Genomic DNA, 25,366 nt, shown 5'->3' with positions numbered 1-25,366 from the left:
CCGAAAGCCCCGCGGCCTCGACCACGACCCAGTGAGGAGCCCATGAGCGCCCACAGGACCCCGCCGGTGCTGGACGTCGACGCGCTGATCGACGACCCCCGCACGAAGATCATCGTGTGCTGCGGGTCGGGCGGCGTGGGCAAGACCACCACCGCCGCGGCGATCGGGCTGCGCGCCGCCGAACGCGGCCGGGACGTGGTGGTGCTGACCGTGGACCCGGCCAAGCGGCTGGCCCAGTCGATGGGATTGACGGAGCTGGACAACAACCCGCGCCGCATCGAGGGCATCGCGGGCGACGGCGAGCTGCACGCCATGATGCTCGACATGAAGCGCACCTTCGACGAGATCGTCGAGGCGCACGCCGACCCCGACCGGGCCAAGCAGATCCTGGCCAACCCCTTCTACCAGTCGCTGTCGTCCAGCCTGTCGGGGACGCAGGAGTACATGGCGATGGAGAAGCTGGGGCAGCTGCACCGCTCCGGCGCCTGGGACCTCATCGTCGTGGACACCCCGCCGTCGCGGAACGCGCTGGACTTCCTGGACGCGCCGGAGCGGATGGGCCGGTTCCTCGACAGCCGGTTCATGAAGATCCTGGTGGCGCCGGCCCGCACCGGAGGCCGGCTGGGGGTGAAGGTGTTCACCGCCGGGTTCGGCATGTTCGCCGGCGTGCTCAACAAGGTGATCGGGCTGCAGCTGCTGCGGGACGTGCAGACGTTCGTGGCGGCCTTCGAGACGATGTTCGGCGGCTTTCGGGAGCGCGCCGAGAAGACCTACCGCCTGCTGCAGACCCCCGGCACGGCGTTCCTGGTGGTGGCGGCCCCGGAGACGGACGCGCTGCGGGAGGCGTCCTACTTCGTGGAGCGGCTGGCCGAAGAGCGCATGCCGCTGGCCGGGATCGTCATCAACCGGATGCAGACGGTCGATCCCGGCACTCCCACGGCCGCCCGCAGCCTGGCGGCGGCCGAGATGCTGGAGGAGCGCGGCGAGCACCCGCTGACCGCCGCCCTGCTGCGGCTGCACGCCGACCGCAGGCAGCTGGCCGCCCGCCAGGAGCGGCTGCGGGAGCATTTCACCTCGGCCCACCCCACCGTCCCGGTGGCCGTCGTGCCCGCCCAGTCGGAGGACGTCCACGATCTGGAGGGGCTGCGCCGGGTGGGCGCCGACCTGGCCGCCAAGTGGACCTCCGCCGCCAAGCCCGCCTGACCGAGCCGGGCGCTCGCCCCAAACGGTGCGCGCAGGGTGCTGGACGGGATGAGTCCGCCAGAGGGCTTGAAACCTGGTACTAGGGAGAAAAATAGTCGAAATTGCCTAGTCCATTGCCGGCGGGTGGGCTGTGGAACTCTGACCGGCGGCCGAGCCGAGTAAACGATCATGGCCACATCCGGCCACCGCGCGGCCGTCACCTCTGTGACACCGCACTGCCTCGGGCGCGCCGGATCGTGCGGCGGCGGAACCGCGCAGACACGATCAGGGGCCGCACCCGTCACGGATACGGCCCCTGATCACGCTAGCTCTCAGCGTGCTGTGATCCGCACGTGCACTTCCAGCGGCCCGCGATGAACAGGTTCACCGGCCGGTCTGCGGTGCCGTCAGCTGGCGACCAGCGCGTTCCGCTTCTCCACGGACCGCTCATACTCCTCCTTGGCCGTCTCCAGCAGCGCTCGCCAGGAGGAAACGTCCGGCCGCCGCCGCAGCAGAGCCCGGCGCTCGCGCTCGGTCATCCCGCCCCAGACACCGAACTCGATCTTGTTGTCCAGAGCGTCCGCCAGGCACTCGGTCCGCACCGGGCAGCCCCGGCAGATCAGCTTTGCTCGGTTCTGGGCCGCACCTTGCACGAACAAGGCGTCCGGGTCCGCGTTACGGCAGGCGGCACGGGCGGTCCAATCCGTGATCCACATCTGGCCCCACTCCCCTAGGGTCTGCTGTGTCGATTGCGCTCCATTGGCCGGACGGGCGCGGACGTCAGGCCGCCAAACGAAAGCCGTGGGGAAGAACTTACGGAAGTAAGGACGGTTCCAACAGTCCCCGATGGGCCCATTCTCGATATAGCCCGCCCGGGCCATCCCTCCGGAACGGACTAGTCACCCCTCTGTGGTAGAAGCGCCCCGCCCCGTCTCACCGGCCCGGCCGGGGGACTTGTGCGCGAGCCCAGCTCGGGCGACCGATCCGGAAGTATGGGGCATCCGCGGGTACCGTAGATCCCGTGCTTGCGCAAAAAGAGGGTCGGAGGAACGCCTTCGCCCAGCTCATGCGGCTGCTGGGGGCGGGCGTGGTGGCCGGCGTGCTGGTCGCGTTCATCGCGCTGCCGGGGGTGGGCGGCGCGGGGCTGACCGCGCGGGACGCCGCCAACGGCTTCCAGAACATGGACGCCGAGCTCAACACGGCGCCGCCGCCGGAGAAGACGGTGGTCTACGACGCCCGCGGCAACCAGGTGGCGGTGTTCTTCGACAAGTACCGCGAGTCGGTGCGGCTGGACCAGATCGCCCCGATCATGAGGAAAGCGGTCATCGCCATCGAGGACTCCCGCTTCTACGAGCACGGCGCCCTCGACCTCAAAGGCACCCTCCGCGCGCTGGTCAACAACGCCAGCAGCGGCGGCGAGACCCGCCAGGGCGGCTCCACCCTCACCCAGCAGTACGTCAAGAACCTGCTGGTGGAGAACGCCAAGACCGACGAGGAGTACCGCGCGGCCACCGCTCCGACGCTGCAGCGCAAGATCAACGAGCTGCGGTACGCGCTGCACCTCGAGGAGACGATGACCAAGGACGAGATCCTCGAGGGGTACCTGAACATCGCCTACTTCGGCGGCGGCGCCTACGGCGTGCAGGCCGCCGCCAAGCGCTGGTTCAGCAAGCCCGCCTCCAAACTGGCCCTCCCGGAGGCCGCGCTGCTGGCCGGCATCACCCAGAACCCCAGCGCCTACGACCCCAAGCTGCACCCCAAGGCGGCGCGCCAGCGGCGGGACACCGTCCTGTACCGCATGGCGGAGCTCAACATGATCACCAGGGAGGAGGCCGAGAAGGCGGCGGCCCAGCCGATCGAGCTGAACGAGGACAAGCCCGTCGGCGGCTGCGAGACCAGCAAGGCCCCCTTCTTCTGCGAGTACGTCCGGTACGAGATGTACCAGATCCTCTCGGACGGCAAGTACTGGAAGCTGTCCAAGGAGCGTCAGGCCGAGGTGGAGAGCCGGCTCAAGCGCGGCGGGTACGTCATCCGCACCACGCTGGACATGAAGGCGCAGAACGCGCTGGACCGGGCGCTGCGCAGCCGGGTCTCGCCGACCAGCAACAAGGTCGCCGCCGAGGCCATGGTGCAGCCGGGCACCGGGCACATCAAGGCGATGGGGGCCAGCAAGCAGTTCGGCGCCGGCAAGGGCAAGACCACCCTCAACCTGGCCGCCGACGCCCAGCACGGCGGCGGCGTGGGCGTGTCGGCCGGCTCGACGTTCAAGACCTTCACGCTGGCCGCGGCGCTGGAGGAGGGCATCCCGGTCCGCACCAGCATCCACTCGCCCAGCCGGATGGTGATCGGCGGGTTCACCGACTGCGAGGGCAACGTCCACCACGGCTGGAACGTCGGCAACGCCGACCCGGCCGAGAACGGCCCCTACAACCTCAAGACCGGCACCTGGCTGTCGGTCAACACCTTCTACGCCCAGCTGCAAAAGCGGGTGGGACTGTGCGACGCGGTCAAGATGGCCGAGCGGTTCGGGATGAAGCAGGGCAACGGCCAGCCCCTCAAGCAGGTCATGTCCCAGGTGCTCGGCGTCAACGAGGTCGACATGGTGCACCTGGCCGCCGCGTACGCCGGGTTCGCCGCCCGCGGCAAGTACTGCGAGCCGGTGGCCGTCACCGAGGTCGTCGGCCCGGACGGCAAGAAGCTCAAGCTGCCCAAGAAGGAGTGCCGCCAGGCGGTCTCCCAGGACGTGGCCGACAAGGTCAACGAAATCCTGCAGGGCGTGCTGACCAAGGGCACCGCCAAGGGCCACGGCATCGGCCGGCCCGCCGCGGGCAAGACCGGCACCTGTGAGGCGTTCACCTGCGCCGCGTTCGCCGGGCACACCCCCAACCTGGCCGCCGCGGTCGCCTACTGGGACTACCGCGGCCCGTGGAAGTACAAGGTCTACGGCGTCTACGGCGCCACCATCCCGGCGCCGATCTGGGCGGCCAGCATGCGCGGCGCCCTGGCCGGGGAGCCCGCCCCGTCCTTCAACACCCCCGCCCGCGACTTCGGCGACACCGAGGAGGTCCCGGACGTGCGGGGCCGCCGGGTCCGCGAGGCCATCGCCATCCTCCGGCGCGCCGGGCTGACCTGGGAGATCGTGCCCAGGCGGGTGCCGTCGGACCGGCCGCGGGGCACGGTGGCCACCACCTCGCCCGGCCCCGGTGACGAAATCGAACCGGGCGGCAAGGTGATGCTCTACATCAGCAGCGGCCGGGACCGCGGCCGTCCCGAACGCAACGAGGGCTTCCGGTGGCCCTGGGAGGACTGACCCTCCCCGGCCGGGCGGCCTGAGGAAGACCGCATGAGGCCCCGGCGGCGCGCGCCGCCGGGGCCTTTCCGCGTGCAAGGGCCTGACCGCCGGGCCGGCCGGTCAGGCGGTCAGCTGGCGCTTGACCTCGGCGGCCACCCGGGAGCCTTCGGCGCGGCCGGCGACCTTGGGGCCGATGGCCTTCATGACCTGGCCCATCGCCTTGGGGCCGGAGGCGCCGGTCTGCGCGATCACCTCGGCGACCAGGGCCGTCAGCTCCTCGTCCGACAGCTGGGCGGGCAGGTACCCGGCCAGCACCTCGCTTTCTGCGCGCTCGGCCCGGGCCTGCTCGGCCCGGCCGGCGCCGGCGAACGCCTCGGCCGCCTCCCGGCGCTTTTTGACCTCCCGCGTCAGCACCTTGATGATCTCGTCGTCGCTGAGCTCCCGGGCCTGCTTGCCGGCCACCTCCTCGTTGCGCACCGCCGTCAGCGCCATGCGCAGCGTGCGGGTGCGCAGCTCGTCGCGTGCCTTCATCGCGGCCGAGAGGTCGGCTTCCAGCTTCGCCTTGAGAGCACTCATGACGACCATCATGCCCGCAGTGGTCCGGGCGGCTCATCCCCATTAGCGGGACGCCGGGGCGAACCTGTTCCAACCCAGGGCCATCGTTCCCCTAGGGGACTGCTCCTGCGCCGAGCCGTGACGCCCTTTGTGCACCATCTGGGGAAGCAGTGGGCGAAAAGGTCCATTCGGCAGACCGGCGCATCTCTGACAGCATGGAAACCTCGGGAAGGCCGGGCTGGTAGGAGAAAACCGTGCGCAAGCTACACGCCATACCGCTGGGGATGGTGGCCGCCGGTGCCGCCACGTTCGGCTATGCCTCGCTGATCGAGCGGAACTGGTTCCACCTGCGCCGGCTCGAGGTTCCCGTGCTGCCCCCCGGCCGGCCCTCCATCAAGGTGCTGCACCTGTCCGACGTGCACCTGACCCCGGGCCGCAAGCGGCTGGCGCGCTGGATCCGCACCCTGGACGAGCTGGAACCCGACCTGGTGGTCAACACCGGCGACAACATCTCCCACCGCGAGGTCATCGGCCCGCTCCTGGACGCCCTGGGCCCGCTGCTGGACCGCCCCGGGGTGTTCGTCTACGGCTCCAACGACCTGTACTCCCCGGTGCTGAAGAACCCGCTGCGCTACCTGTGGCGGACCAGCCAGGCCGACTACCGGCGCCGCCAGCGCCTGCCCGACCTGCCCTACCGGGAACTGGGCGCGGCGTTGACGGCGGCCGGCTGGCTGGACCTCAACAACCGGATCGGCCGCCTGAAGGCCGGCGGGCTGGATGTGGAGTTCGGCGGCATCGACGACTCTCACGTCAACCGCGACCGCTACGACCGGATCGCCGGGCCCGTCGATCCCCAGGCCGACCTCCACGTGGGCGTCATGCACTCTCCCGAGCCCCGCAACCTGGACCGCTTCGCCGCCGACGGCTATGACCTGCTGCTGGCCGGGCACACCCACGGCGGCCAGGTCTGCGCCCCCTTCTACGGCGCGCTGGCCACCAACTGCGGCATCGACCGGTCCCGCGCCAAGGGGCTGCACCGCCACAACGGCGCCTGGCTGCATGTGTCCGCGGGGCTGGGGACCTCCCCGACGGCCCCGTTCCGCTTCTGCTGCCCGCCCGAGGCGTCCCTGCTGACCCTCGTCCCCCGCACCTCGTGATCGCCGTTGCGGGAAAACCGGAACGCACCACTGCCAACCATCCGCTAGACTCATCAAAGCACCGGGACTGAAGTTGCTTCCCGGGCGACCGCACCGGGGTGTAGCGCAGCTTGGCAGCGCGCTTCGTTCGGGACGAAGAGGTCGTGGGTTCAAATCCCGCCACCCCGACACTGGTCACAGAGGCCGGTTCCCAGCTCAGGGGACCGGCCTCTTGGCCGTTCAGGGGCCTTCGGGCTCCTGTGCGGCGGTGATGTGGAGCCTGCTCAACAGCATCTGCAGGAGCTCGTCGATGACCTGCTCGCAGGTGGCGTCCACCCAGCCGACGGCCCAGTCGTGCATGAGGCCGTTGACGGCGCCGACGAAGGCGGTCGCGGTGACGCGGTAGTCGCGGGCGGGGATCTCACCGCGGGCGATGGCGGCCTCGGCCTGCCGGCACAGGAAGTCGACCCAGCGGGCGCGGCGCTCCAGGCGCCGGCGGTCCAGGCGCGGGCTGACGCCGATGACTTCGACGAAGGCGATGCGGGTGTGGCGGGGGTCGGCGGTGACGGCGGTGGCGTAGGCGCGGAACAGCCGGGTGTAGCGGTCGATGGGCCCCAGATGCTCCACTTGGGGCAGGGCGGCCTGGACGGAGCGTTCGGCGACGTCGTTGACGTGCAGGTACAGCTCGCCCAGCAGGTCTTCCAGGTCGTGGAACTCTTCGTAGAACTGCCGGGTGGACAGCCCGGCGGCCCGGCAGACATCGGTGACCTTGGTGGCGCGGTAGCCGGGGCCGGCGCCGAACAGCTCCAGGCCCGCCTCCAGGAAACGCCTGCGGCGTTCGGCCTGCCGTTCGGCCGCGGACCTGCCCGCGTACCGGCCCGCCGCCGGTGTGATCCTGCCCGCCACGTTTCCTCCGCTCGGTGCCGTACCGATTCTGGCGCATCGGGTCTTGTGTGGCCCGTCACATCCGCCTACTATCGGGTAACCAATCTGAATACGGAGATATTCAGAGTCTGGATGCAGGGCTCACCGAGTACGCGGGCTTTCCGGCAGGTAACGCTCGATTGCCATATTCCGCCCGGGTGAGGATTTCCCGTCCTCACGCGGCTTTCAGATAGCGGAGCCCACTCCGTGTTTTCCCGCCCCTGGAGGAGGAACATGCCCGCCTCGGTCTTCGGACATTGGCGCAAATCCCTGCTGAGCGGCGCCATGACGGCGGTATTGGCCGCCGGCGCCGTCGTTTCCGCGAGCCCGGCGAGCGCCGCGCCGCAGCTGCAGGAGGTGATGCTCGTCGGCAACAACTGGGAGGGCACCGCCGACGTCATCAAATCCACCGGCGACTTCGCCAAGATCGGCCGGATCAACTTGATCCCCGACAAGCGGGACCGGCTGCGCGAGATCTACCTCGACCCCATCCGGCTGGCCTTCTTCCTGGGCATCCGCTACACCGTCGGCGAGGGGCACGACCAGTTCGTCGACGACATGTACACCACTCCCGACGGCTCGGCCATCGTGGTCTCCCGGCCCAGTTTCGCCGACGTGGCCTCCATCGACACCGCCACCGGCAAGCTCAAGTGGCGCTTCCGCGTCTCGGGCTTCCGCTCCGACCACATGGCCGTCTCCCCCGACGGCAACCGGGTGGCGGTGTCGGCCTCCACCGGCAACGTCGTCCACGTCCTGGACATCAACACCGGACGGGAGCTGGGCTCGTTCGCCACCGGCGACAAGCCCCACGAGAACGTCTTCACCCGCGACGGCAAGATCTGGAACATGTCGATCGGCGAGGTCAACAACGACTTCGACGCCCCCTGGCAGGACTTCCTCAAGGGCGACCGCCGCATCACCATCGCCGACGCCGAGACCTACAAGCGGGTCAAGATCATCGACATGCGGGACCGGCTGGACGCCTTCGGCCAGAAGAAGATGTCGGACGCGGTGCGTCCGGTCGCCTTCACCCCCGATGAGTCCAAGCTGTACTTCCAGGTGTCCTTCTTCAACGGCTTCTTCGAGTACGACGTGGCCGCCGACAAGATCACCCGGATGAAGACGCTGCCGAAGAACCCCGCCACCAGCGACGACCGCACCACCTTCGTCAACGACTCCCGCCACCACGGCATGGCCATGAACCCCGAGGGCACCAAGCTGTGCGTCGCCGGGACCATGGACGATTACGCCACCGTCGTCGACCGCGCCACGCTGCAGGAGGGCCCGCTGGTGCCGGCCGCCAAGCCGTACTGGGCCACCGTCAGCGGCGACGGCAAGGCGTGCGTCATCTCCGAAAGCGCCGCCGACCAGGTCACCGCCATCGACTTCGCCACCGGCCAGAAGATCACTTCCGTGCCGGTCGGCGACCACCCGCAGCGGGTGCGGCTGGCGCGCCTGCCGGTCGGCTGGACCGGGCCGTCCGGCGGCTGAGACCACGCGGAGAAAAAGAGGATCGACATGGGTGCCGGCCCCGTCCGAGGCGGGGCCGGCACCCGGCCCGGACGGCGGCGGGGCGGCCCCGGGCGGGCCGGCCGCCGCAAAGAACCTGCTTACAGCCCATTTTCGAGCGAAATCACGGGGAGGCTGGGCGTTTTGTGCAAATGATCGCTACTATGCCGTTTGCTGTTGTTCTCGTGGCCGTCCCCGGCATCTCCAAACCGCCTTCGGACAAAGGAATCCGATGAAGCGAGGCCTTCTCCTGTCTGCAGTCGCAGTACTGACCGCGTTCGCCTCCTCCAGTCCGGTGAGCACCGCGGCGGCCCAGGCGCAGGGCGGCGACCTCGCCGTCACCATCGGGGGGCCGTCGAGGGTCAAGGCGGGCACCGAACTGACCTACCAGGCCACGGTCCGCAACAACGGCCCCGGCGTGATGTCCGGGGCGATCCTCCACATCGACCTGCGCGGCTCCACCGTCCTGAAGGCGGCGGGCTGCACCCGGGGCCGGTACATGGGCGACCTCTACGCCGACTGCAAGCTCCCCGCGCTGCAGCCCGGCCAGTCGCAGACGGTGCGCTGGACCAGCACGATGCCCAAGCCGAGCCCCACCGCCGACTTCCACGTGGTGCAGACGTTCGCCACCGTCTACCCCGAGAACTACGGCAGCGACTCGGACCCGACCAACAACTACGCCTTCATGTGGACCGAGTCGTTCCGCCAGAAGGGCGACCTGCGGGTCGGCGTGCAGGGCCCCAAGACCGCGGCTCCGAAGTCCACCATCAAGTACCGGGTCAAGGTGTGGCACTCGGGCAGGCGCGCCGCTGAAGGGACGAGGCTGGTGGTCAAGGCCTCCAAGAACGTGACCTCGCTGCGCGCCTCCGGCTGCACCTGGCGGGCCAAGAAGCGCCAGCTGGTCTGCTCGCTCGGCCTCATCTCGGGCCAGGGCCTGAGGAAGACCATCACCATCCGGGCGGTCACCAAGGCCAAGGCCGGCAGCAAGGTCACCGTGGCGGCGAAGGTCACCGCCGTCGCCCCCAAGGACCCGACCCCGGCCAACAACAAGGCCAAGGCCGTCACCTCCATCGTCAAGCGCTGAGCCCCTCAAGGCTCCTGCGACCTGCACCGCGCGAGGCGGGCTCTCCCGCCCGTTGGTCCGCAGGCTCGTGAAGGGGGCCTCGGCGTCCCGGGGAGCAAAGCGCCTGTCCTGAACTAAGGAAATGGTGCCTTGAAAAAGTCCGGGCGCTGAAGGCCGTGACGGGGAGATCCGCAAAGCCAGAGCTCAGTATGAGCTCTGGCTTTTATCCTTGCGGCATCTCTGAAGCTTTTGAGGAAACCCCCTCCCTGTCCTCTTACCGGATGTCCCCTTATGAGGAACGGCGGTGGGCGGAGCTGCAGCGGCACTGGGCGAAGAAGGCCGAGCGGCGGCAACTGCTCCCACCGAAGGTCCGGGCGGCCCTCGGTGAAGCGGGCGGGCAGGTCAAAGGTGTCGCTTCGAAAGCGGGCAAGGCCGTCTCGAACGTCACTCCCCCCGCGGTGAAGAGCGGCATTGAAAAAGGTGAGCGATGCCGCACTGGCGCCCACCGTCGCGGCGGTGGTCCACCTTCTCGACCTGGTCACCGAGTGGACGACCGAACTCATGGATCCCGAGAAGGTTCTGGAACACCACCGGGCGGCCGGACGCGAGGTCACCGAGCTTGCGGACCTCAAGGAGCTCGACCTTGAGCACCTTGATGAGTTCACCCGGAGGATGGCCCTGAAGTGGCGTACGAGCGGGGCACTCCAGGGCGGGGCGATGGGTGCGCTCGCAATGATCCCGTATGCGGGCGGCGTGGCGGCCATCACGCTGGACATGGTGGTGATGCACGTGCTGTCCACGGCGATCGCGACGCGCGTCTGTTACGCCTACGGGTTCGATGTGAGCGACGACGAGATGAGGCACCTGGTCGACCGGATGGTCCGGCGTGCCTATCGCAACCAGGCGCCGAAGATCCAGGCCGCGCGGGAGGCCAGTGCGGCGTTCACCGCCGCCAAGGGGCGGGTGCGGTGGAGCGCGAAGCTGCGCAACGACCACAGGCTGATGGCGGCCGTTGAGAGGCTCATGAAGCAGTTCGCGAACGGCCGCGCGGTCCCGGTCAGCAGGGTGGCCAAGGCGATGCCGGTGATCGCCGTGTTCGCCGGGGCGGGGACCAATGCCTACGTCCTGGGCGATGTGGCGCATCAGGCTCGCCTCTATGCCCAGACCCTCTTCCTGGCCGAGAAGTACAGGCTGCCCCTGCCTGAGAATCTCCGGCACCAGGACGACGACGAGTGGTCTCCCGAGGAGTAGCCGATCGTCACGGCGTCCAGGGGCACGGTCGCACGCACCCTGACCGCGGCATCATCTGAGATGTGAGACGAATATTGATTCGTGTCTCAATGGATGTAAGCATGTGCTTATGAACCTGCGCAGCAAGATCGATGAGTCCTACTGGTCGCTGCTGGCCGCCGCGCACCTGCCGGGCGAGCAGTACACCGAGCCGGTCGGCGATCCCGGGTACTTCGGTCCCGACTCGGCCATCTGGTACGTGCACGGCGATGTGTCCGGGGTGATCGGCGGCGTCTCCGGCCTGCTGCTGGGGACGCTGAACGAGCCGGTCATGCACGGCACCAACCAGCACTCCAGCTACCTGCAGGACCCCATCAAGCGGCTGGGCTTCACCGCCAGCTTCGTGCTGGGCGTGACCTACGGGTCCACCCCGGTCGCCGACAAGCTGGTCGGGATCGTCCGCAACATGCACAAGCGCGTCCAGGGCGCCATGCCCGACGGCCGGCCCTACTCGGCGACGCGTTCTGAGGACATCATCTGGACCGGCGTCACCCAGGCGTACTCGACCCTGCGCGCCCACGTCCGCTACCACCCCAAACCGCTGCGCGGCAAGGACCTGGACCGCTACTTCGCCGACTACGCCGTCATCAACGAACGGCTGGGGGCCAACGCCGCCGACATCCCCAAGTCCCGCGAAGAGGTCGAAGACTACTTCGCGATGATGCGCCCCCGCCTGACCGTCAGCGAGGAGACCCTGGAGGCCGTCCGCTTCCTGCGCGGCGCCTACGGCAACGACAAGCTCACCCAGGTCAGCAGCCAGATCATCAGCCGCGTCGCCACCGACCTGCTGCCGGATTGGGCCAAGCGGCTGCTGGGGCTGAAGCCCCGCACCCCGGTGACGCCGCTGCTGGCCCGGGCCGCCGGCATCGCCATCACCCGCACCCTCCGCTACGGCGTCCGCCACCGCAGCATCGAGGAGGCCCACGCCCGCGTCGGCGCCCCTTACACCCCGCCTTCGGCTCTTTAAAGGAACGCGTCCTCAAGATCTGTGCCCCGGAGCGCACACCGGACCTTTCGCCTGCTGCACGGCCTTGCCGGTGGCCTGGACGGATGTGTGATCTGGGGCACGTGCTTTTTTGCATCGGCGCCGCTTGCGGGCTGCTCCGTTCGGGACAAGAGGTTTCATCGGGGACGAGAAGGCTGTGATCAACTTCGCTGCGTAGTAGTCTTCGCACCGAATCGTCACGGCCGCCCCAGCCGACGGAGCCAGCATGGGAAACCCCGAACTCGAGTTTCGCACCGGGAACATCAAGAAGCTCTCCGGCGACCTGAAGAACACCGTCGCCCCCAAGTTCGACCAGGCCATGAAGCACATCGACGGTGACGGCACCATCGAGGGCGGCGACTTCAGCATCGTCGGCACGGTGGCGGCCATGTCCTACCCGATCGGCCTGCAGTACGCCTTCCAGGACCTGGCGACCCACAAAAGGCAGGTCGAAAAGTACGCCGACGCCGTCGCCGCGAGCGCCGAGAACTACCGCAAGTCCGAGGAGAGCAGCACGGTCAAGCGCACCCCCAAGTGACGCCGCGGCCGACCGACTGGAGAGGGCCCCCGCATGAGCCTGTACGGCAACGACAAGATGCTGATGGGCATCGCGAAAGCCGAAGTGACGGCCGCGATGCCCGTGCTGCCGCCCGCCTGGATCGTCAACTTCCTGTTCAAGCTGTCTGAGGGGGACGCCGCCAAGCTGGAGAAGGCCGCCACGGCGTGGGAGAAGACGGCCCAGGAGATCAGCGGCATCATCACCTCCATTCGCGACACCGCGGGCAAGCTGGCCAAGGAGGACTGGAACGCCGAGTCCCGGCAGATGTTCGAGCAAAAGGTGGACGCCATGTGCGAGCAGCTCGAACAGTCCCGGGCCTTCTGCGAGGTCGTCAAGAACGCGCTGCTGGTGTGCGCCGCCGCGCTATTGGCCTACGCCGTCTTCGCCGCGGCCATGGGCGCCTACCTGGCGGTGCTGGCGGCGGTCTTCGTCGCGGCGATCGCCGGGGTGGTCACCGCGCCCGCCGCCTCCAGCGCCATGGCGACCGCCGGCGTCTGCTTGAAGATCACCTATGCCGCGACCGCCGTGCTCGGCGGCGTCCTGAGCATCGCCGGGTCGATCTTCGGCATCCACGCCTGGGTCACCTCGGGCCGGCAGGAGAAGCTGGGCAACACCGAGGCCCGGGCCGACTTCAAGCAGGCCATGGTCAGCGGAGGCGTGACCGCGCTCACCAACCTGGCCCAGAACGCCGCCAACACCGGCTTGGCCTACGTCAACCGGTTCGACATGCCGCACAAGCCGTCCGGCCTCCCGCTGCAGAAGATCGACCTGGACGCCGACCGCAACAAGGACGGTACGTGGACCGTCGGCGGGGGCGGAACCGTCGGACGGGCCGGTTCCCCCTTCTCCATCGAAGGCGGCGGGAACATCAAGTTCAGCCGCAATGACGGCGACTTCCTGTTCAACGGGCTGGGGGCAGAAGGCAAGTACTCGCACACCCCGCCGGGCGGCCCCCAGTGGAGTGCCGGCGGCAAGCTCGACTACAGCGACGAGGACGGCGTTTTCCAGGGTCCCAAGAACGGTGAGCTCTCGGGCGGCCTGAACGGTGAATGGGGGATCGGGAACGGCGGCGCCAAACTCGAAACCGAGGGCAAGAAGAATTTCGAGGACGGCTCCTGGAAGATCTCCGGAAGCGGGGGCGGCACCTACCAGGGCGGTGACGTCGCCGGGTACAAGGGCGAATACGAGGTCAACGAGAAGGGCGAGGGCCAGTACCAGGGAACCTTCAATAACCCGATCTACGACATCCTGCACGGCGGTGATCAGGGGAAGAAATGAGCGCCGTCCATGTGTTGCCCGTCCTCAATGTGGAGCAGGTGAGTCCACATCTGGATTATCGGATCAGTGACGAGCATGGCAATGTCGTCGCTCAAGTGGACCAGACCTCCGGTCCCCGCCCCGGCTGGTGGAAGCGCAACGTCTTCGGCATGGTGGACCACTCCTCGGCCGTGACGCTCGATGCCCGCTCGGCCGACGGTGCTCCGATCTTCCGCCTGTGCCGTGACGCCTCGGAGAGCAAGGAGGGGCAGAACTTCTGCCGGCTGCTGGCGGCATCCGGGCAGCCGCTGGGCCGTCTGGAAAAGCAGCAGGACGAGTACCTGGGTTTCTCGGCCGGGCTGTTGAACACTCCGACGACGACTTTCGTCGCGAAATACCGGCTGTACGGGGCGGACGGGAGCCTTGTGGGGGAGGCGGTCTCCGAGCCCATTGAGATGAGGATTCGCCAGGGCGGGGATGCCGTCTCGGCGACCGGCGATCACTATGTGATCAGCGACGCCTCCGGGCAGGAGGCGGCACGGCTGGAGGGCACCACCCTGGGAAGTCCGGACAAGCGCTTCACGCTCCGGTTCCAGCCACGCCTGCCGGCCGACCTGCGTATCTTCGCACTGGCCACGCCGTTTGCGATGAAGCTGGTCTAGCAAGCCGCGTTTTTCGCAACTGCTCTGCCGGTGGCGGAAAACCCGGTGATGCGCCGCTTCAGCTCACGGTGTCGTCCCTGACCTGCGACGACCTGTATATGGGGGTGGCGGAAAAGGTTCAGTCGAGGTCGCGGGGCGGGGTCATGCGGCCGGCGATGTCCTTGGCCCGCTGCTGCTGCACGCTCAGTTCGCGGGCCATGTCCTGCAGCTGGACGGCGAAGTTGTTGCCGAGCTCTTCGATCTTCGCCAGCAGGGCGGACGGGTCGGCCAGGATCTTCTCCGGGTCCTCGCCCTGCGCGCCGTAGAGCTCTGCGGCCAGGGAGCCGGTCTTGTCCTGGAAGTCCTTGAAGGCGGCGTTGACCGCGGCGCGGATCTCGGTGCTGATGTCCTCGACGGGCATCCGCAGCACGCGGGGATCGATGTCCAAGACGGCCAGGCCGTTTTCGCTGTCGACCTCGGCTGTGATCCGGCCCTCGGCGGCCTCGCCCTTGCCGCGCACCTGGGACATGCGCTCCTGGAAGTCACGCATGCGTTCGACGTCTTTTTCCATCGCGCTTTGAAAGCGCTCGAAGCCGGCGTTGGCAACGGAATAGTCCATCGCGCCTGTGTCCTCCCTGGGGGAACCCGGCCAGCCGTGCCGGATTGAGGAGATGTCCTCACCCGGTGGCCGATGCGAACGTCGTATGCGCGCCGCCGGGCATGCTTCCGCAGTCGGGAGAATATCGCGATTTGAGACGGCCCTGCCGAAGCTTCGGACATGCGGCCGCGGGAGCGCCGTTGTGCTCGGCGAGCCGAATGCCGTCCGGTGAAACCGGAAGCGCGGCCACCGGGCCCGTCCGGGGTCCAGGCGGGTGGGACGGGACCGGTGGCCGGCCGAATCGCCGGGGTGGTCAGCGTCGCGCGGCCACCGCGCCCTTGATGGCCACCACGGCGTCCTGCAGGTGCTCGCCGCCCGCCGGGGCGATCGCCGCGCCGCCGACGAAGCGGAACCATGGCTCCCCGCCGCAGTCCTCCCGGTAGTCGCAGCGGACCTGCACCGGCGAGCCGGACGGGACCGGGATGACCAGCAGCGGTTCGGACTCGGCCACCTCCACCTCGTACCCGTGGGCCTTGAGCGCCTGGGTCAGCGCCCACACGCGGACACGGCGGGCGTCGGTATCGCGGGGATCGTCCATTGCCGCTGATTCCTTCTGGTGCGCCGAACCTTCCTCAGGCACCCGCCCACCGACGTGACGGCCGGCTCCCGCCACGGCTGGGCCGCCTGCTTGAGAAAGATTCACTGGTGATGGGCTTGTGACAGCGATACTCGGGTGCCGGACCGCCGCTGCGGAACCGGCGACCACTCATAGGATTACCGCGATTACCAGCAGAACTCCCGCAGGTTGCAGGCGTGGCGCGTAGCCTATGGTCGTGTACCGGAAACCCCGTAGCCTTCCGCCGGACTTCTGGTTCGCCCCTGCGGTGGTCAATGCCTTGGCAAATTGCGACATTCCGGTTCTTCTTGAAGAAATCCGGCGTGCGCACGGTTGGACGCAGTCGGACCTGGCCGCGGCGGTCGGCTACTCCCAGAGCTGGGTTTCCAAGGTGATCCGGCGCGCCCAGCCGCTCACCATCGACCAGGTCCGCGAGATCGCACGCCGGCTCGGCATACCGGCGGGGCTGCTGCGGATCGGCGACCCGGGAGGTGACGACCCCACGAACCGCCGAGAGTTCGGCAAGGCACTGGGGATGGCCTTGCTGCCCCTGCCGCGCGGCGCCCGGGTGGACGAGACCACCGCGGCCACGCTGACCGCCATCACCGGCGGCCAGCGGCGACTGGATGCCACCACCCCGGCCCGGGAGCTGGCGCGCGGCGTGGTCGCGCACGTCAAGATGGCCGACCGGCTGTATGCCCGCTGCGGCGGCGGCCGGGCCGCGGCCAAGGTCGCGGCGGCCATCAGCGAGGCGGCCGGGTTCGCCGCCTGGCTGCACATGGACATGCAGGACTTCGGGAGTGCGCGCGCCTACTACCGGCTGGCCGTGGAACGCGCCAGACAGGCCGGGGACGATCTGCTGGCGGCCTACATGATCGGCAGCCTGGCGGCGTTCGAGGTCGACGCCGACGACCCCTTCCTGGGCCTGGGGTACATCGCCGAGGCCCGCAAGCAGCTCGGCCCGGCCTCCCACCCCACCTCGCGCGCCTGGCTCGCCTCGATCGAGGCCCTCGCCCATGCCACCGCCCACCGCAACGAGCTCGACGCGCAGCGGGCCGAGCAGGCGCTGCAGGCGGCCGAGCGGGCCATCGCCGAGGCCCCGGCGGCCGATCCGCCGCCCTGGCCGTGGGTGTTCCCTTTCGACCGTGCCAAGCTCGCCGGGTACCGGGCCTTGGTGGCGGTGCGGCTGGACCGGCCCGAGCAGGCGCTGGCGGCCTTCGGCGAGTCGCTGGCCAGCGCCCAGCCCGCCCCCAAGCAGCGCGCCGCCGTCATGCTGGAGGTCGCCACCGCGCTCCGGCAGGCCGGGCAGCGCGAGCACGACACCGAGCGGATCGAGGAGGCCTTCCGGCTGGCCGGGCAGGCTCTCCAGATCGGGGTGTCGCATTCCTCCGAGCGCGTCATCCAGCGGGCTCGCCGCTTCTACCGGGCCTATCGCGGCCCGCGGACGCCCGCGGTCGGTGAGTTCGGCCACCGGCTGCACACAGCTCTCCAGATTCGTGCCTCTTTGGGGTAAAACGACCAAGTATGCCCCGTATTGCCATCTCAGGTCATCGTGGCCTGCCGCCCGCCACAGAGCGCCTGGTGGACAAGGCCCTGCGCGACGCCCTCGCCGCGGCGGGCCCGGCCGTCACCGGCCTGTCATGCCTGGCCGACGGCGCCGACCAGATCTTCGCCCGCGCCGTCCTCGACCACGGCGGCACACTCGAGGTCATCGTCCCCGCCCGGCGCTACCGCCAGGGACTCCCCGAGCAGGCCCGCCCCGATTACGACCGCCTGCTGGCCGCCGCCGCGCGAGTGCACCGCATGCCCGCGGAGGAGTCGGACGCCCAGGCGCACATGGCCGCCGGCGTCCGCATGCTCGAGATGGCCGACGAGCTGTGGGCGGTCTGGGACGGCAAACCGGCCCGGGGCTACGGCGGCACCGCCGACGTGGTCGCCTGCGCCCGCGACCGGGGCGTCCCCGTCCGCGTGTTCTGGCCGAGGGGCGCCCGGCGCGACTAGCGCCTCACCGCCGCGTCCCGCACCGGCCGGTCACGGCGAGTCGGGAACCGTCGCATCCAGCTCATCGGCGCGCTCCAGCAGCGCCCGGGCCTGGGCGTGCCGGCCCAGGGCGGACAGGGCGCGGGCCTTCTCCCGCAGCGCTATGCACAGGCCGCGCACATGGGCGGGGACGTGGACGGGCAGCCGCTCGAAGATGGCGGTGGCCCGGGCCGCCACGCCCAGCGCCTCCACCGGACGCCGGCAGGCGCGCAGGTGATGGCTGAGATCGTTGAGCAGGAGACCCAGCTGCGCCGCGTGCGGCCCGTCACCGTGCTCATCCGGCTCCAGCAGGGCGATGCTCCGGCGGATGAGCCGGACCGCCTGCACGGGGTCGCCGAGCCCATAGCGCGACCACGACATCCTGCCCAGGGCGACGGCCCGGGAGAGCGGGTCCTGGGCGCACAATGCCTCGGCGCGCCGCAGCACGGGCAGCGCCTCCTCATACCGCTGCAGTTCGTTCAGGTACCCGCCCAGGGTGATCAAAGTCCTGCCCAGGTCCAGGCCGGCCTGTGCGCCCTCCAGGGCTTCGAGCACTTCCGCGTCCCGGGTGGCGACGCGGACGGCGGCCTCCAGATCACCGATCACCGCCAGGCGGGAGGCGGTGCGGGGGAGCACGTTCAGCAGCTCGGGACCGTAGCGGGCCGGGTCGCGCTCATACAGCTCCTCGAGGATCTCGGTGGCCTGCACGCAGGCCGCCGCGGCCTGCTGCGCCTCCCGCAGCGCCGCATGGTGGTCCGACAGGTTCGCCAGCACCTGGGCCAGCCGCAGCCGGGTGTGCGGATCGGTGCCCAGCTGCGCCAGCGCGTCGGCGGCCTGCCGGGCGGTGTCGCGGGCGGCGGCGTGGCGGCCGAGCCGCTGCAGGCACACCGCCAGGGAGTTCAACGCGCCGGGACGCTGGGGATGGCCGGTCTCCAGCAGGTCGAGGGCGCGCCGGACGGCGGCGGCCGCCTCCTCCAGGCGGTCCAGGGCCAGCAGCCGGTTGCCCAGGTGCTGCCAGGCGCGGGCCAGGTCCTCCCGGTGCCGCTCGGGGTCTGCTTCGGCCAGCTCCCGCCAGCAGCGCAGGGCCCGCCGGGCCGCCCGTTCGGCGTCCTCCTCCGCGCCGGTGCGGGCCAGCAGCCCGCTGAAGTGCTCGTGGGCGAGCGCGAGAGGAAGCTTGGACGGCAAGGGCTCGGCGACGGCCAGCGCCCGCTCGGCCAGGCGCCGCGCGTCCCGGTGCCGCCCGGTCAGCAGGCGGTGGGCGGAGACCCGCAGCAGCGTCTCCACATAGGCGGGAGCCCACTGGGGGTCGTCTTCGGCGAGCGACTCGTGCAACGGCAGGGTCGCGGCGACGGTCTCGGCGGCCTCTCCCGGCAGGCCCGCCGCGGCCAGCGCCTCGGCCAGGCGGCTCAGTTCCCGGGCCAGCACCGGGCGGCAGCGGGGCGTCGCCGACGGCAGCGCCTCGGTCAGCACCTCCCGCGCCTGCAGCGGGCGTCCCCCGCCTGCCAGCAGCCGGGCGTAGCGGGACCGGGTGAGGGTGCGCAGCCACGGGTCGAAGGGCACGGCGGCGTCCGCGGCCTGCACCGCGCCCTTGGCCAGGAGCGTCCGCTCCGGCAGCAGCTCGCGTTCGTCCTCTCCGGCCGACAGCTCATGGAGCATCAGCGCCAGCCGCCTGGCGTGCCGGGGGACGGCGGCGGCCAGGTCGGCCGACAGTTCGGCCAGCTCCCGGGCGAAGGGCCCGGCCTCGGCGGACCGCCCGGCGTCCAGCAGGACCTTCAGGTGCTCGCGCAGGGCCAGGATCAGGGCGTGCCACAGCTCGGTGTCCCGGGGGGAGAAGGCGTCCCGCAGCAGCGCAAGGGCGCGGCCGGAGACCTCCAGGGCCTCCTCGTGCCGTTCCAGGGCGCGCAGCTCCTCCCGCAGCGCCGACAGCGTCCCGGCCACCTCGACCGGGTCGGCGGCGGGGTCGCAGGTCAGCAGGTCGATCGCGAGCCGCCGGGCGAACAGGTGGTGCTCCAGCATGCCCAGCTGCCGAAAGCGCCGGCCCAGCTCGCTTGCCGCCTCGCTCAGCTCCCCGTAGGGCAGGCCTGTCCGGTCGCCGGTCCACTTCCAGGCCAGCCCGGTGCGCCTGGCCATGGCCTCCAGGTGCCGCAGGTCCCGCAGGAGGCGGCCGGTGGACGGCGCGCCGGGACGGGCGGGAAGGGCGAAGGAAGCCGTCGGCCGCCCGGCCGGTGCGGGCTGTTCCTCCGCCTCCCGGTGCCTGGACGGGGTTGCGCGGTCCATGGCCGGTGCGCTCCTTTCTGTCCTGCTTCTCCTGGGCCGGGCTCACGCCCCGGGGCCGGGGTCGGGCCGGCGCGGTGCGGTGAGGTCGCGGCGCTTTCCCGCAGCGGCCCGGTGCGGACCGGGAGGTGTCCCGGGCGGGCGGCTGCAAGATCCATCACCTGGTGCGGTTCTTCCTGATCAGGGGCGGGGCGTCGGCCGGCGGCCGGGGGCTGTTGCGGTCTTCTCGTGCGGGGGCGGCGGGGTCACTCGGTCGGGATCGGGGGTGCTGCGTGCTCGGGCGGGGGGAAGCGGCCGGGTCCACGGGCCCGGTGGGCGCCGGCGGGGGCGGTGTCCGGGCGTGCGGTCATGGAAGTCTTCGTGGACGGGCGGAAGGCGGCGCCGCTTCGGTGGCGCCGCCTTGCCGGGCGGCTCGTTCCGCGCGGCGGTGATGCCCGCGATCTGTCCCCGGACGGGCGTCCGTCACCGGCCGCCCACCAGGTAACGGATGTCCCGTCAACGGTAAGACACAGTGTGAATGTAATCAACCAAAATGCCCCTGGATTCTCAAAACCCCGAGGTCACAGTATGTGCACAACCCGGACAAAGCGAATCCGTCCGTCCGGCGGGACGGGCGGCAGGGGCGGACGCGAAACGGCCTGGCCGCGGAGGGGTGGGGCATCCGCGGCCAGGCCGGGCCTGGAGATGGGGGCGTTCTTCAGGAGGCGATGGCGCCGGTGAGGACGGGCAGGTAGCCGAGTCGGTGACCCTTGGCGGTCGGGTGGATGTTGCCGGAGTCGATCCACGGGTCGGAGGCGCAGATCCCGTGGCCGGCGAAGGCCGGGCGGGCGTCGCCGAAGGTGAAGCCGGCCCGGTGCGCGGCGGCGGCGATGACGTTGTTGAGGACGTCGGCGCCCTCCTTGAGGATCTGCCGCTTGGTGGCGTTCATGCTCAGGCAGATGCCGCCGGTCTCATACAGGTAGGGGTAGCCGAGCACGACCACCTTGGCCTGCGGGGCGCGCCGCCGGATCTCGGCGTACAGCGCGTCCAGCTCACCGGGCAGCTGGTTTTCGACGTAGTCGCGGCCCTCCTCCACGGCGCGCCGGCACGCCAGGGTCGTCAGCAGCTGGCAGCGCAGCATGGTCGAGGCGAACCCGGCGTCGTTGCCGCCGATGCTGATGCTGACCAGGGTGGTGGAGGCGCTCAGCGCCGAGAGCTGGTTGCGGCGCACATCGGGGATCTGGGCGCCGCCGCAGGCCACGAACCTGAAGGTCGTGCCGGGGTTGGCGGCGGCCCACAGCGCCGGGTAGGCGTTGGCGCTGCGGGTGCAGGTGCGAGGCATTGACGGGGAAAAGGGCCAGCGCGGCCGACGCGAGAGCTCCCAGGGCGATGGACACGACACGGGGCAAGCGCATGGGTCCTCCAGCGGGGTGGGATTGCCTCGCCAGTATTGCCGGACGGTAGTCGCGCGGAAAGAGATATGCGTTGGGAGTGTATCCCGATTATCGTCGTCCGGACGGTGAACCGTCACAATTGCTGTTGTTTCAACTGCGATGACGGTGCTTTTGCCGGGAATTCCCTGGAAGAGCTTTGCCGGATCCGTCTGCGGGATTTCATGCGGCCCCGAAGGGAACGCCGGTCTGCGGTGCGCTCCTTCGGCAGCGAAGCGGGACCGCTCATCGCGCGGGTGTCCGTGGGTGATCGCGGCGGTCGGGGCGAGTGGTTCATCGGCCGGTGGCAGGGATCGGACGGCGTGCGGGGTCGTGCGGCCGCCATGGCGCCCTCCAACCAAGTGAGCCCGCCGGTAGAGCTGCACCCCGGCGGTGGTGACCGCGTGCAAGGCAGCGGCGCACTGAGGGACATGGGGATGACCAAAGCGAGCCATTCGGTGAACGCCGCGACTCCGATGAGGATGAGGGACGTCACAGGCAGGGCCGTCAAACAAAAAAATCACCCAGTCCGTCGAGCTCGTCCCGATGGAGAGCCGTATCCGTGCGGAAAGACCATGGCCGAGATCATTCCCCTGTCCCCTGAAATGGTGATTTCGTGAATCCGGTGCGGCGGAACTCATAACACGGACACGCCGGGTCGATGCCCTGCCGCCGGAATTGTGGTGTCTCTGTCGGAAGCGGTGAAAGCTGCGTCATGACCGAGAAGCCGAAAGTGTCGGACAACGATACGGGCGGACTGGTGCGTGTGGTTCCTTGCGGCGCTCGGCGATCCGGCCGTTCCGGGATCGATCCGGCACGGCGGGCGCGGCGAGCAGCCGATGTGCAATCGCGGTGCGTCCGCCGAGCCCTAACCGGTGTGTCCGATTCCATATGGCAGGGGTGGACGGGGAGGTGATGGCCTAGTGTGGCTACCTGTAGCAGGTCAGATGGGGTTATCGCCGCATCTGGGCAGTGTGCTGGGTTGCCGCCCGAGTAGACGGCCTGTCTTGAGGAGAGCCGCATAGTGCGTCGTTTCCCGCGATCTGAGTCTGGAGGAGTCCGGTGAAGGCTCTGGTCCTGGCCGGGGGGTCCGGCTCCAGGCTTCGTCCGATCACGCATACGTCCGCCAAGCAACTGGTGCCGGTGGCCAACAAGCCAGTGCTGTTCTACGGGCTGGAATCGATCGCCGAGGCGGGGATCCGCGAGGTCGGCGTGGTGGTGGGGGACACCGCCCCGGAGATCCAGGCCGCCGTCGGGGACGGCTCGGCGTTCGGCCTGCAGGTCACCTACCTCAGGCAGGAGGCGCCGCTCGGGCTGGCGCACGCCCTGCTGATCTCCCGGGACTACCTCGGCGACGACGACTTCGTGATGTACCTGGGCGACAACTTCATCGTCGGGGGCATCAAGGAGATCGTCGACCAGTTCGCCGCCGAGCGCCGCACCAGCGACGTGGCGGCCCGGATCATGCTGACCCGGGTCTCCGACCCGCGCGCCTTCGGGGTGGCCGAACTGGACGAGCAGGGCCGGGTGGTCCGGCTGGAGGAGAAGCCCAGCGAGCCCAAGAGCGATCTGGCCCTCGTGGGCGTCTACCTGTTCAGCCCGGCGGTGCACCCCTTCGTGGAGCGGCTCAAGCCGTCCCGGCGCGGCGAGCTGGAGATCACCGAGGCGATCCAGGGCATGCTGGACGCCGGCCTGCCAGTGCACTCCACGGTGATCTCCGGCTACTGGAAGGACACCGGCAACGTCACCGACATGCTCGAGGTCAACCGGCTGGTGCTGGAGAGCCTGGAGCCGGCCCGGCACGGCGAGGTGACCGACAGCGAGCTGATCGGCCGGGTGCGCGTGGAGGCGGGCGCCGCCGTGCACGGCTGCCGCATTGTCGGCCCGGTGGTGATCGGCAGCGGCTCGGTGCTGCGCGACTCCTACGTCGGCCCGTTCACCTCGATCGACCGGGACTGCCGGGTGACCGACAGCGAGATCGAGTACTCCATCGTGCTGCGCGGCGCGTCGATCAGTGGGGTGCGCCGCATCGAAAGCTCGCTGATCGGACGGGAGGTGCGGATCACCCCCGCGCCCAGCGTCCCCCGCGCGCATCGGCTCGTCCTCGGTGACCACAGCCAGGTCCAGATCAGCGGCTGAGGCCACCGAAACCCTCCGTAGGTCCGTTCGCAGGCAAGGGAGAGAGCGGCGAACCGTCCCCCCGGGCGTTATGCGCCGCAGGCACAGATGACACGGATTCTCGTCACCGGCGGCGCCGGTTTCATCGGCTCGCACTACGTCCGCACCCTGCTGTCGGGGCCGGACGACCCTCCGCAGGTCACCGTGCTCGACAAGCTCACCTACGCCGGCAACCTGGCCAACCTCGCGCCCGTCGAGGGCCGCTTCACGTTCGTCAAAGGCGACATCTGCGACGCCGAGCTGCTCGCCGAGGTGGTGCCGGGACACGATCTGGTGGTCAACTTCGCCGCCGAATCCCACGTCGACCGCTCCATCGTGGGCGCCGGCGAGTTCGTGCGCACTAACGTGCTCGGCACCCAGACCCTGATGCAGGCGTGTCTGGAGGCCGGCACGCCCAAGATCGTCCACATCTCCACCGACGAGGTGTACGGCAGCATCGACAGCGGCTCCTGGGACGAGCAGACCCCGCTGTCGCCGAACTCCCCGTACGCGGCGGCCAAGGCGGGCGGCGACATGATCGCGATGGCCTACCACCGCACCCACGGGCTGCCGGTCACCATCACCCGCTGCGGCAACAACTACGGCCCCTACCAGTACCCGGAGAAAATCATCCCGCTGTTCATCACCAACCTGCTGGAAGGGCTGCAGGTGCCGCTGTACGGCGACGGCGGCAACGTGCGCGACTGGGTGCACGTGGACGACCACTGCCGGGGCATCCGGATCGTCGCCGAGCGGGGCGAGCCGGGGGAGGTCTACCACATCGCCGGCACCGCCGAGCTAACCAACCGCCAGCTCACCGAGCGGCTGCTGGAGCTGCTGGGGTACGGCTGGGACCGGGTCCGCCCGGTGGCCGACCGCAAGGGCCACGACCGGCGGTACTCGCTGTCGGACGCCAAGCTGCGCGCCCTCGGCTACCGCCCGGCCATCGATTTCGAGACCGGATTGGCCGAGACGGTCCGGTGGTACAAGGAGAACCGGCACTGGTGGGCTCCGCTGCGCGGCTGGAGCGAGCGATGAGGTGGCTGATCACTGGCGCCGCCGGGATGCTGGGCCGCGAACTGTCGGCCCGGCTGCAGGCCGCCGGCGCCGAAGTGGTGGCGCTCACCCGGGCCGACCTGGACCTGCTGGACGAACCGGCGGTGCGCAGGACCGTCGCCGCCTGTGCCCCCGACGTGGTCGCCAATTGCGCCGCCTGGACCGCGGTGGACGACGCCGAGACCGCCGAGGAGGCGGCGCTGGCGATCAACGGCCGGGCCGTCGCGGTGCTGGCGGAGATCTGCGCCGCTCGGGGCATACCGCTGGTGCAGCCGTCCACCGACTACGTCTTCCCCGGCACGGCCACCGCCCCCTACCCGGAGGACGCCCCGACCGCTCCGCTCAACGCCTACGGGCGCACCAAACTGGCCGGGGAACGGGCGGTGCTGGCCGCCGGCGCCGGGTACGTGGTCCGCACCGCCTGGCTGTACGGGGCGCACGGCCCCAGCTTCGTCCGCACGATGGTCAGGCTGTCGCGGGAGCGGGAGACCCTCACCGTGGTCGACGACCAGCGCGGCCAGCCCACCTGGACCGGGGACCTGGCCGAGCGGATCATCGCGCTGGTCGATTCGGGCGCCCCGTTCGGCGTCCACCACGCCACCAACTCCGGGGAGACCACCTGGTACGGGCTGGCCCGCGAGGTCTTCGCCCTGCTCGGCGAGGACCCGGACCGGGTGCGCCCCACGACCAGTGAGAACTTCCCCCGCCCGGCCGCCCGGCCCGCCTACAGCGTGCTGGCCCAGGACCCCGCCCGCGCCCCCGGACTGCCTCCCATGCGCCACTGGCGGAAGGCCCTCCACGCCGCCTGGCCGGAGCTGATCGCCGCCTGGTCGTGACCGCCTGA

The 25,366-nt window shown here is 70.1% G+C and carries 23 protein-coding genes and 1 tRNA gene; 17 read left to right on the top strand and 7 right to left on the bottom strand.

Annotated elements, in window-relative coordinates:
• The first annotated feature begins 42 nt into the window (after positions 1 to 42).
• Positions 43 to 1,203 carry an ATPase BagB gene (gene bagB, locus BUE48_RS24090; RefSeq protein WP_012855220.1) on the top strand — a complete coding sequence of 387 codons (1,161 nt, stop codon included), beginning with the start codon at positions 43 to 45 and terminating at the stop codon, positions 1,201 to 1,203.
• A 386-nt stretch (positions 1,204 to 1,589) separates the two neighbouring features.
• Here the strand turns inward: bagB and BUE48_RS24085 are convergent, their stop codons facing one another.
• Positions 1,590 to 1,898 (bottom strand): WhiB family transcriptional regulator, encoded by a 309-nt coding sequence (locus BUE48_RS24085; protein ID WP_041440384.1) that lies wholly within the window; start codon positions 1,896 to 1,898, stop codon positions 1,590 to 1,592.
• A 305-nt stretch (positions 1,899 to 2,203) separates the two neighbouring features.
• Here BUE48_RS24085 and BUE48_RS24080 point away from each other — a divergent pair, with 305 nt between their 5' ends.
• The gene (locus tag BUE48_RS24080) at positions 2,204 to 4,492 is read left to right on the top strand and encodes a penicillin-binding protein (RefSeq protein ID WP_148233122.1); all 2,289 of its coding nucleotides are present in this window, start codon (positions 2,204 to 2,206) and stop codon (positions 4,490 to 4,492) included.
• 102 nt (positions 4,493 to 4,594) lie between these two features.
• Here the strand turns inward: BUE48_RS24080 and BUE48_RS24075 are convergent, their stop codons facing one another.
• Positions 4,595 to 5,050, bottom strand: coding sequence for a GatB/YqeY domain-containing protein (locus BUE48_RS24075; protein WP_041442932.1), 456 nt, complete (start codon positions 5,048 to 5,050; stop codon positions 4,595 to 4,597).
• 263 nt (positions 5,051 to 5,313) lie between these two features.
• Here BUE48_RS24075 and BUE48_RS24070 point away from each other — a divergent pair, with 263 nt between their 5' ends.
• Both BUE48_RS24070 and BUE48_RS24065 read left to right on the top strand, forming a co-directional pair.
• On the top strand, positions 5,314 to 6,186 hold the full coding sequence (locus tag BUE48_RS24070; RefSeq protein WP_052305732.1) for a metallophosphoesterase: 873 nt from the start codon (positions 5,314 to 5,316) through the stop codon (positions 6,184 to 6,186).
• Between the two features lie 94 nt (positions 6,187 to 6,280).
• Positions 6,281 to 6,354: transfer RNA gene (locus BUE48_RS24065), tRNA-Pro, on the top strand.
• A gap of 51 nt (positions 6,355 to 6,405) precedes the next feature.
• On the opposite strand, the gene BUE48_RS24060 is transcribed toward BUE48_RS24065, so the two are convergent.
• Positions 6,406 to 7,071: a TetR/AcrR family transcriptional regulator gene (locus BUE48_RS24060; protein ID WP_012855215.1), complete on the bottom strand. Its 666-nt coding sequence runs from the start codon at positions 7,069 to 7,071 to the stop codon at positions 6,406 to 6,408.
• Positions 7,072 to 7,323: 252 nt separating this feature from the next.
• On the opposite strand from BUE48_RS24060, the gene BUE48_RS24055 reads away from it, so the two are divergent.
• The 7 genes from BUE48_RS24055 to BUE48_RS24025 all read left to right on the top strand — a co-directional run bounded on the left by BUE48_RS24055 (position 7,324) and on the right by BUE48_RS24025 (position 14,414).
• Positions 7,324 to 8,580, top strand: coding sequence for a YncE family protein (locus BUE48_RS24055; RefSeq protein WP_012855214.1), 1,257 nt, complete (start codon positions 7,324 to 7,326; stop codon positions 8,578 to 8,580).
• A 313-nt stretch (positions 8,581 to 8,893) separates the two neighbouring features.
• On the top strand, positions 8,894 to 9,682 hold the full coding sequence (locus BUE48_RS24050; protein ID WP_041440382.1) for a CARDB domain-containing protein: 789 nt from the start codon (positions 8,894 to 8,896) through the stop codon (positions 9,680 to 9,682).
• A gap of 459 nt (positions 9,683 to 10,141) precedes the next feature.
• Positions 10,142 to 10,912, top strand: coding sequence for an EcsC family protein (locus tag BUE48_RS24045; protein WP_052305613.1), 771 nt, complete (start codon positions 10,142 to 10,144; stop codon positions 10,910 to 10,912).
• A 109-nt stretch (positions 10,913 to 11,021) separates the two neighbouring features.
• Positions 11,022 to 11,918 carry an oxygenase MpaB family protein gene (locus BUE48_RS24040; RefSeq protein WP_012855210.1) on the top strand — a complete coding sequence of 299 codons (897 nt, stop codon included), beginning with the start codon at positions 11,022 to 11,024 and terminating at the stop codon, positions 11,916 to 11,918.
• Between the two features lie 244 nt (positions 11,919 to 12,162).
• Positions 12,163 to 12,474, top strand: a complete 312-nt coding sequence (locus tag BUE48_RS24035; protein WP_012855209.1) for a hypothetical protein — start codon at positions 12,163 to 12,165, stop codon at positions 12,472 to 12,474.
• Between the two features lie 33 nt (positions 12,475 to 12,507).
• Complete coding sequence (locus BUE48_RS24030; RefSeq protein ID WP_012855208.1) at positions 12,508 to 13,773, top strand: hypothetical protein; 1,266 nt, start codon at positions 12,508 to 12,510, stop codon at positions 13,771 to 13,773.
• Positions 13,770 to 14,414: a hypothetical protein gene (locus BUE48_RS24025; RefSeq protein WP_286991116.1), complete on the top strand. Its 645-nt coding sequence runs from the start codon at positions 13,770 to 13,772 to the stop codon at positions 14,412 to 14,414. Before BUE48_RS24030 ends, BUE48_RS24025 begins: the two co-directional genes overlap by 4 nt.
• A 118-nt stretch (positions 14,415 to 14,532) precedes the next feature.
• Here the strand turns inward: BUE48_RS24025 and BUE48_RS24020 are convergent, their stop codons facing one another.
• Together BUE48_RS24020 and BUE48_RS24015 are read right to left on the bottom strand one after the other, a co-directional pair.
• Positions 14,533 to 15,012, bottom strand: coding sequence for a YbaB/EbfC family nucleoid-associated protein (locus BUE48_RS24020; protein WP_012855206.1), 480 nt, complete (start codon positions 15,010 to 15,012; stop codon positions 14,533 to 14,535).
• A gap of 292 nt (positions 15,013 to 15,304) precedes the next feature.
• Positions 15,305 to 15,589 carry a hypothetical protein gene (locus tag BUE48_RS24015; RefSeq protein ID WP_286991115.1) on the bottom strand — a complete coding sequence of 95 codons (285 nt, stop codon included), beginning with the start codon at positions 15,587 to 15,589 and terminating at the stop codon, positions 15,305 to 15,307.
• A gap of 229 nt (positions 15,590 to 15,818) precedes the next feature.
• Between BUE48_RS24015 and BUE48_RS24010 the strand changes: the two genes are divergently transcribed.
• Both BUE48_RS24010 and BUE48_RS24005 read left to right on the top strand, forming a co-directional pair.
• Positions 15,819 to 17,120, top strand: a complete 1,302-nt coding sequence (locus BUE48_RS24010) for a helix-turn-helix domain-containing protein (RefSeq protein WP_012855204.1) — start codon at positions 15,819 to 15,821, stop codon at positions 17,118 to 17,120.
• 11 nt (positions 17,121 to 17,131) lie between these two features.
• Positions 17,132 to 17,608: a hypothetical protein gene (locus BUE48_RS24005; RefSeq protein WP_041440379.1), complete on the top strand. Its 477-nt coding sequence runs from the start codon at positions 17,132 to 17,134 to the stop codon at positions 17,606 to 17,608.
• A gap of 30 nt (positions 17,609 to 17,638) precedes the next feature.
• On the opposite strand, the gene BUE48_RS24000 is transcribed toward BUE48_RS24005, so the two are convergent.
• A complete protein-coding gene (locus BUE48_RS24000) occupies positions 17,639 to 19,903 on the bottom strand; it encodes a hypothetical protein (protein ID WP_286991114.1) in 2,265 nt (754 codons plus the stop codon).
• A 694-nt stretch (positions 19,904 to 20,597) separates the two neighbouring features.
• On the bottom strand, positions 20,598 to 21,221 hold the full coding sequence (locus BUE48_RS23995; protein WP_286991113.1) for an SGNH/GDSL hydrolase family protein: 624 nt from the start codon (positions 21,219 to 21,221) through the stop codon (positions 20,598 to 20,600).
• A 177-nt stretch (positions 21,222 to 21,398) separates the two neighbouring features.
• On the opposite strand from BUE48_RS23995, the gene BUE48_RS23990 reads away from it, so the two are divergent.
• The 4 genes from BUE48_RS23990 to rfbD all read left to right on the top strand — a co-directional run bounded on the left by BUE48_RS23990 (position 21,399) and on the right by rfbD (position 25,358).
• Positions 21,399 to 21,929, top strand: coding sequence for a hypothetical protein (locus BUE48_RS23990; RefSeq protein WP_286991112.1), 531 nt, complete (start codon positions 21,399 to 21,401; stop codon positions 21,927 to 21,929).
• A gap of 442 nt (positions 21,930 to 22,371) precedes the next feature.
• Positions 22,372 to 23,448 carry a glucose-1-phosphate thymidylyltransferase gene (locus BUE48_RS23985; protein ID WP_286991111.1) on the top strand — a complete coding sequence of 359 codons (1,077 nt, stop codon included), beginning with the start codon at positions 22,372 to 22,374 and terminating at the stop codon, positions 23,446 to 23,448.
• 87 nt (positions 23,449 to 23,535) lie between these two features.
• A complete protein-coding gene (gene rfbB, locus BUE48_RS23980; RefSeq protein WP_286991110.1) occupies positions 23,536 to 24,504 on the top strand; it encodes a dTDP-glucose 4,6-dehydratase in 969 nt (322 codons plus the stop codon).
• Positions 24,501 to 25,358 carry a dTDP-4-dehydrorhamnose reductase gene (gene rfbD, locus BUE48_RS23975; protein ID WP_353745313.1) on the top strand — a complete coding sequence of 286 codons (858 nt, stop codon included), beginning with the start codon at positions 24,501 to 24,503 and terminating at the stop codon, positions 25,356 to 25,358. The genes rfbB and rfbD overlap by 4 nt, the downstream gene beginning before the upstream one ends.
• The last annotated feature ends 8 nt before the right edge of the window (positions 25,359 to 25,366 follow it).

The organism is Thermomonospora sp. CIF 1, assembly GCF_001896795.1.
In the GTDB taxonomy this organism is placed as follows: Bacteria; Actinomycetota; Actinomycetes; order Streptosporangiales; family Streptosporangiaceae; genus Thermomonospora; species Thermomonospora curvata.
This window is presented reverse-complemented; position numbering and strand designations above follow the sequence as displayed.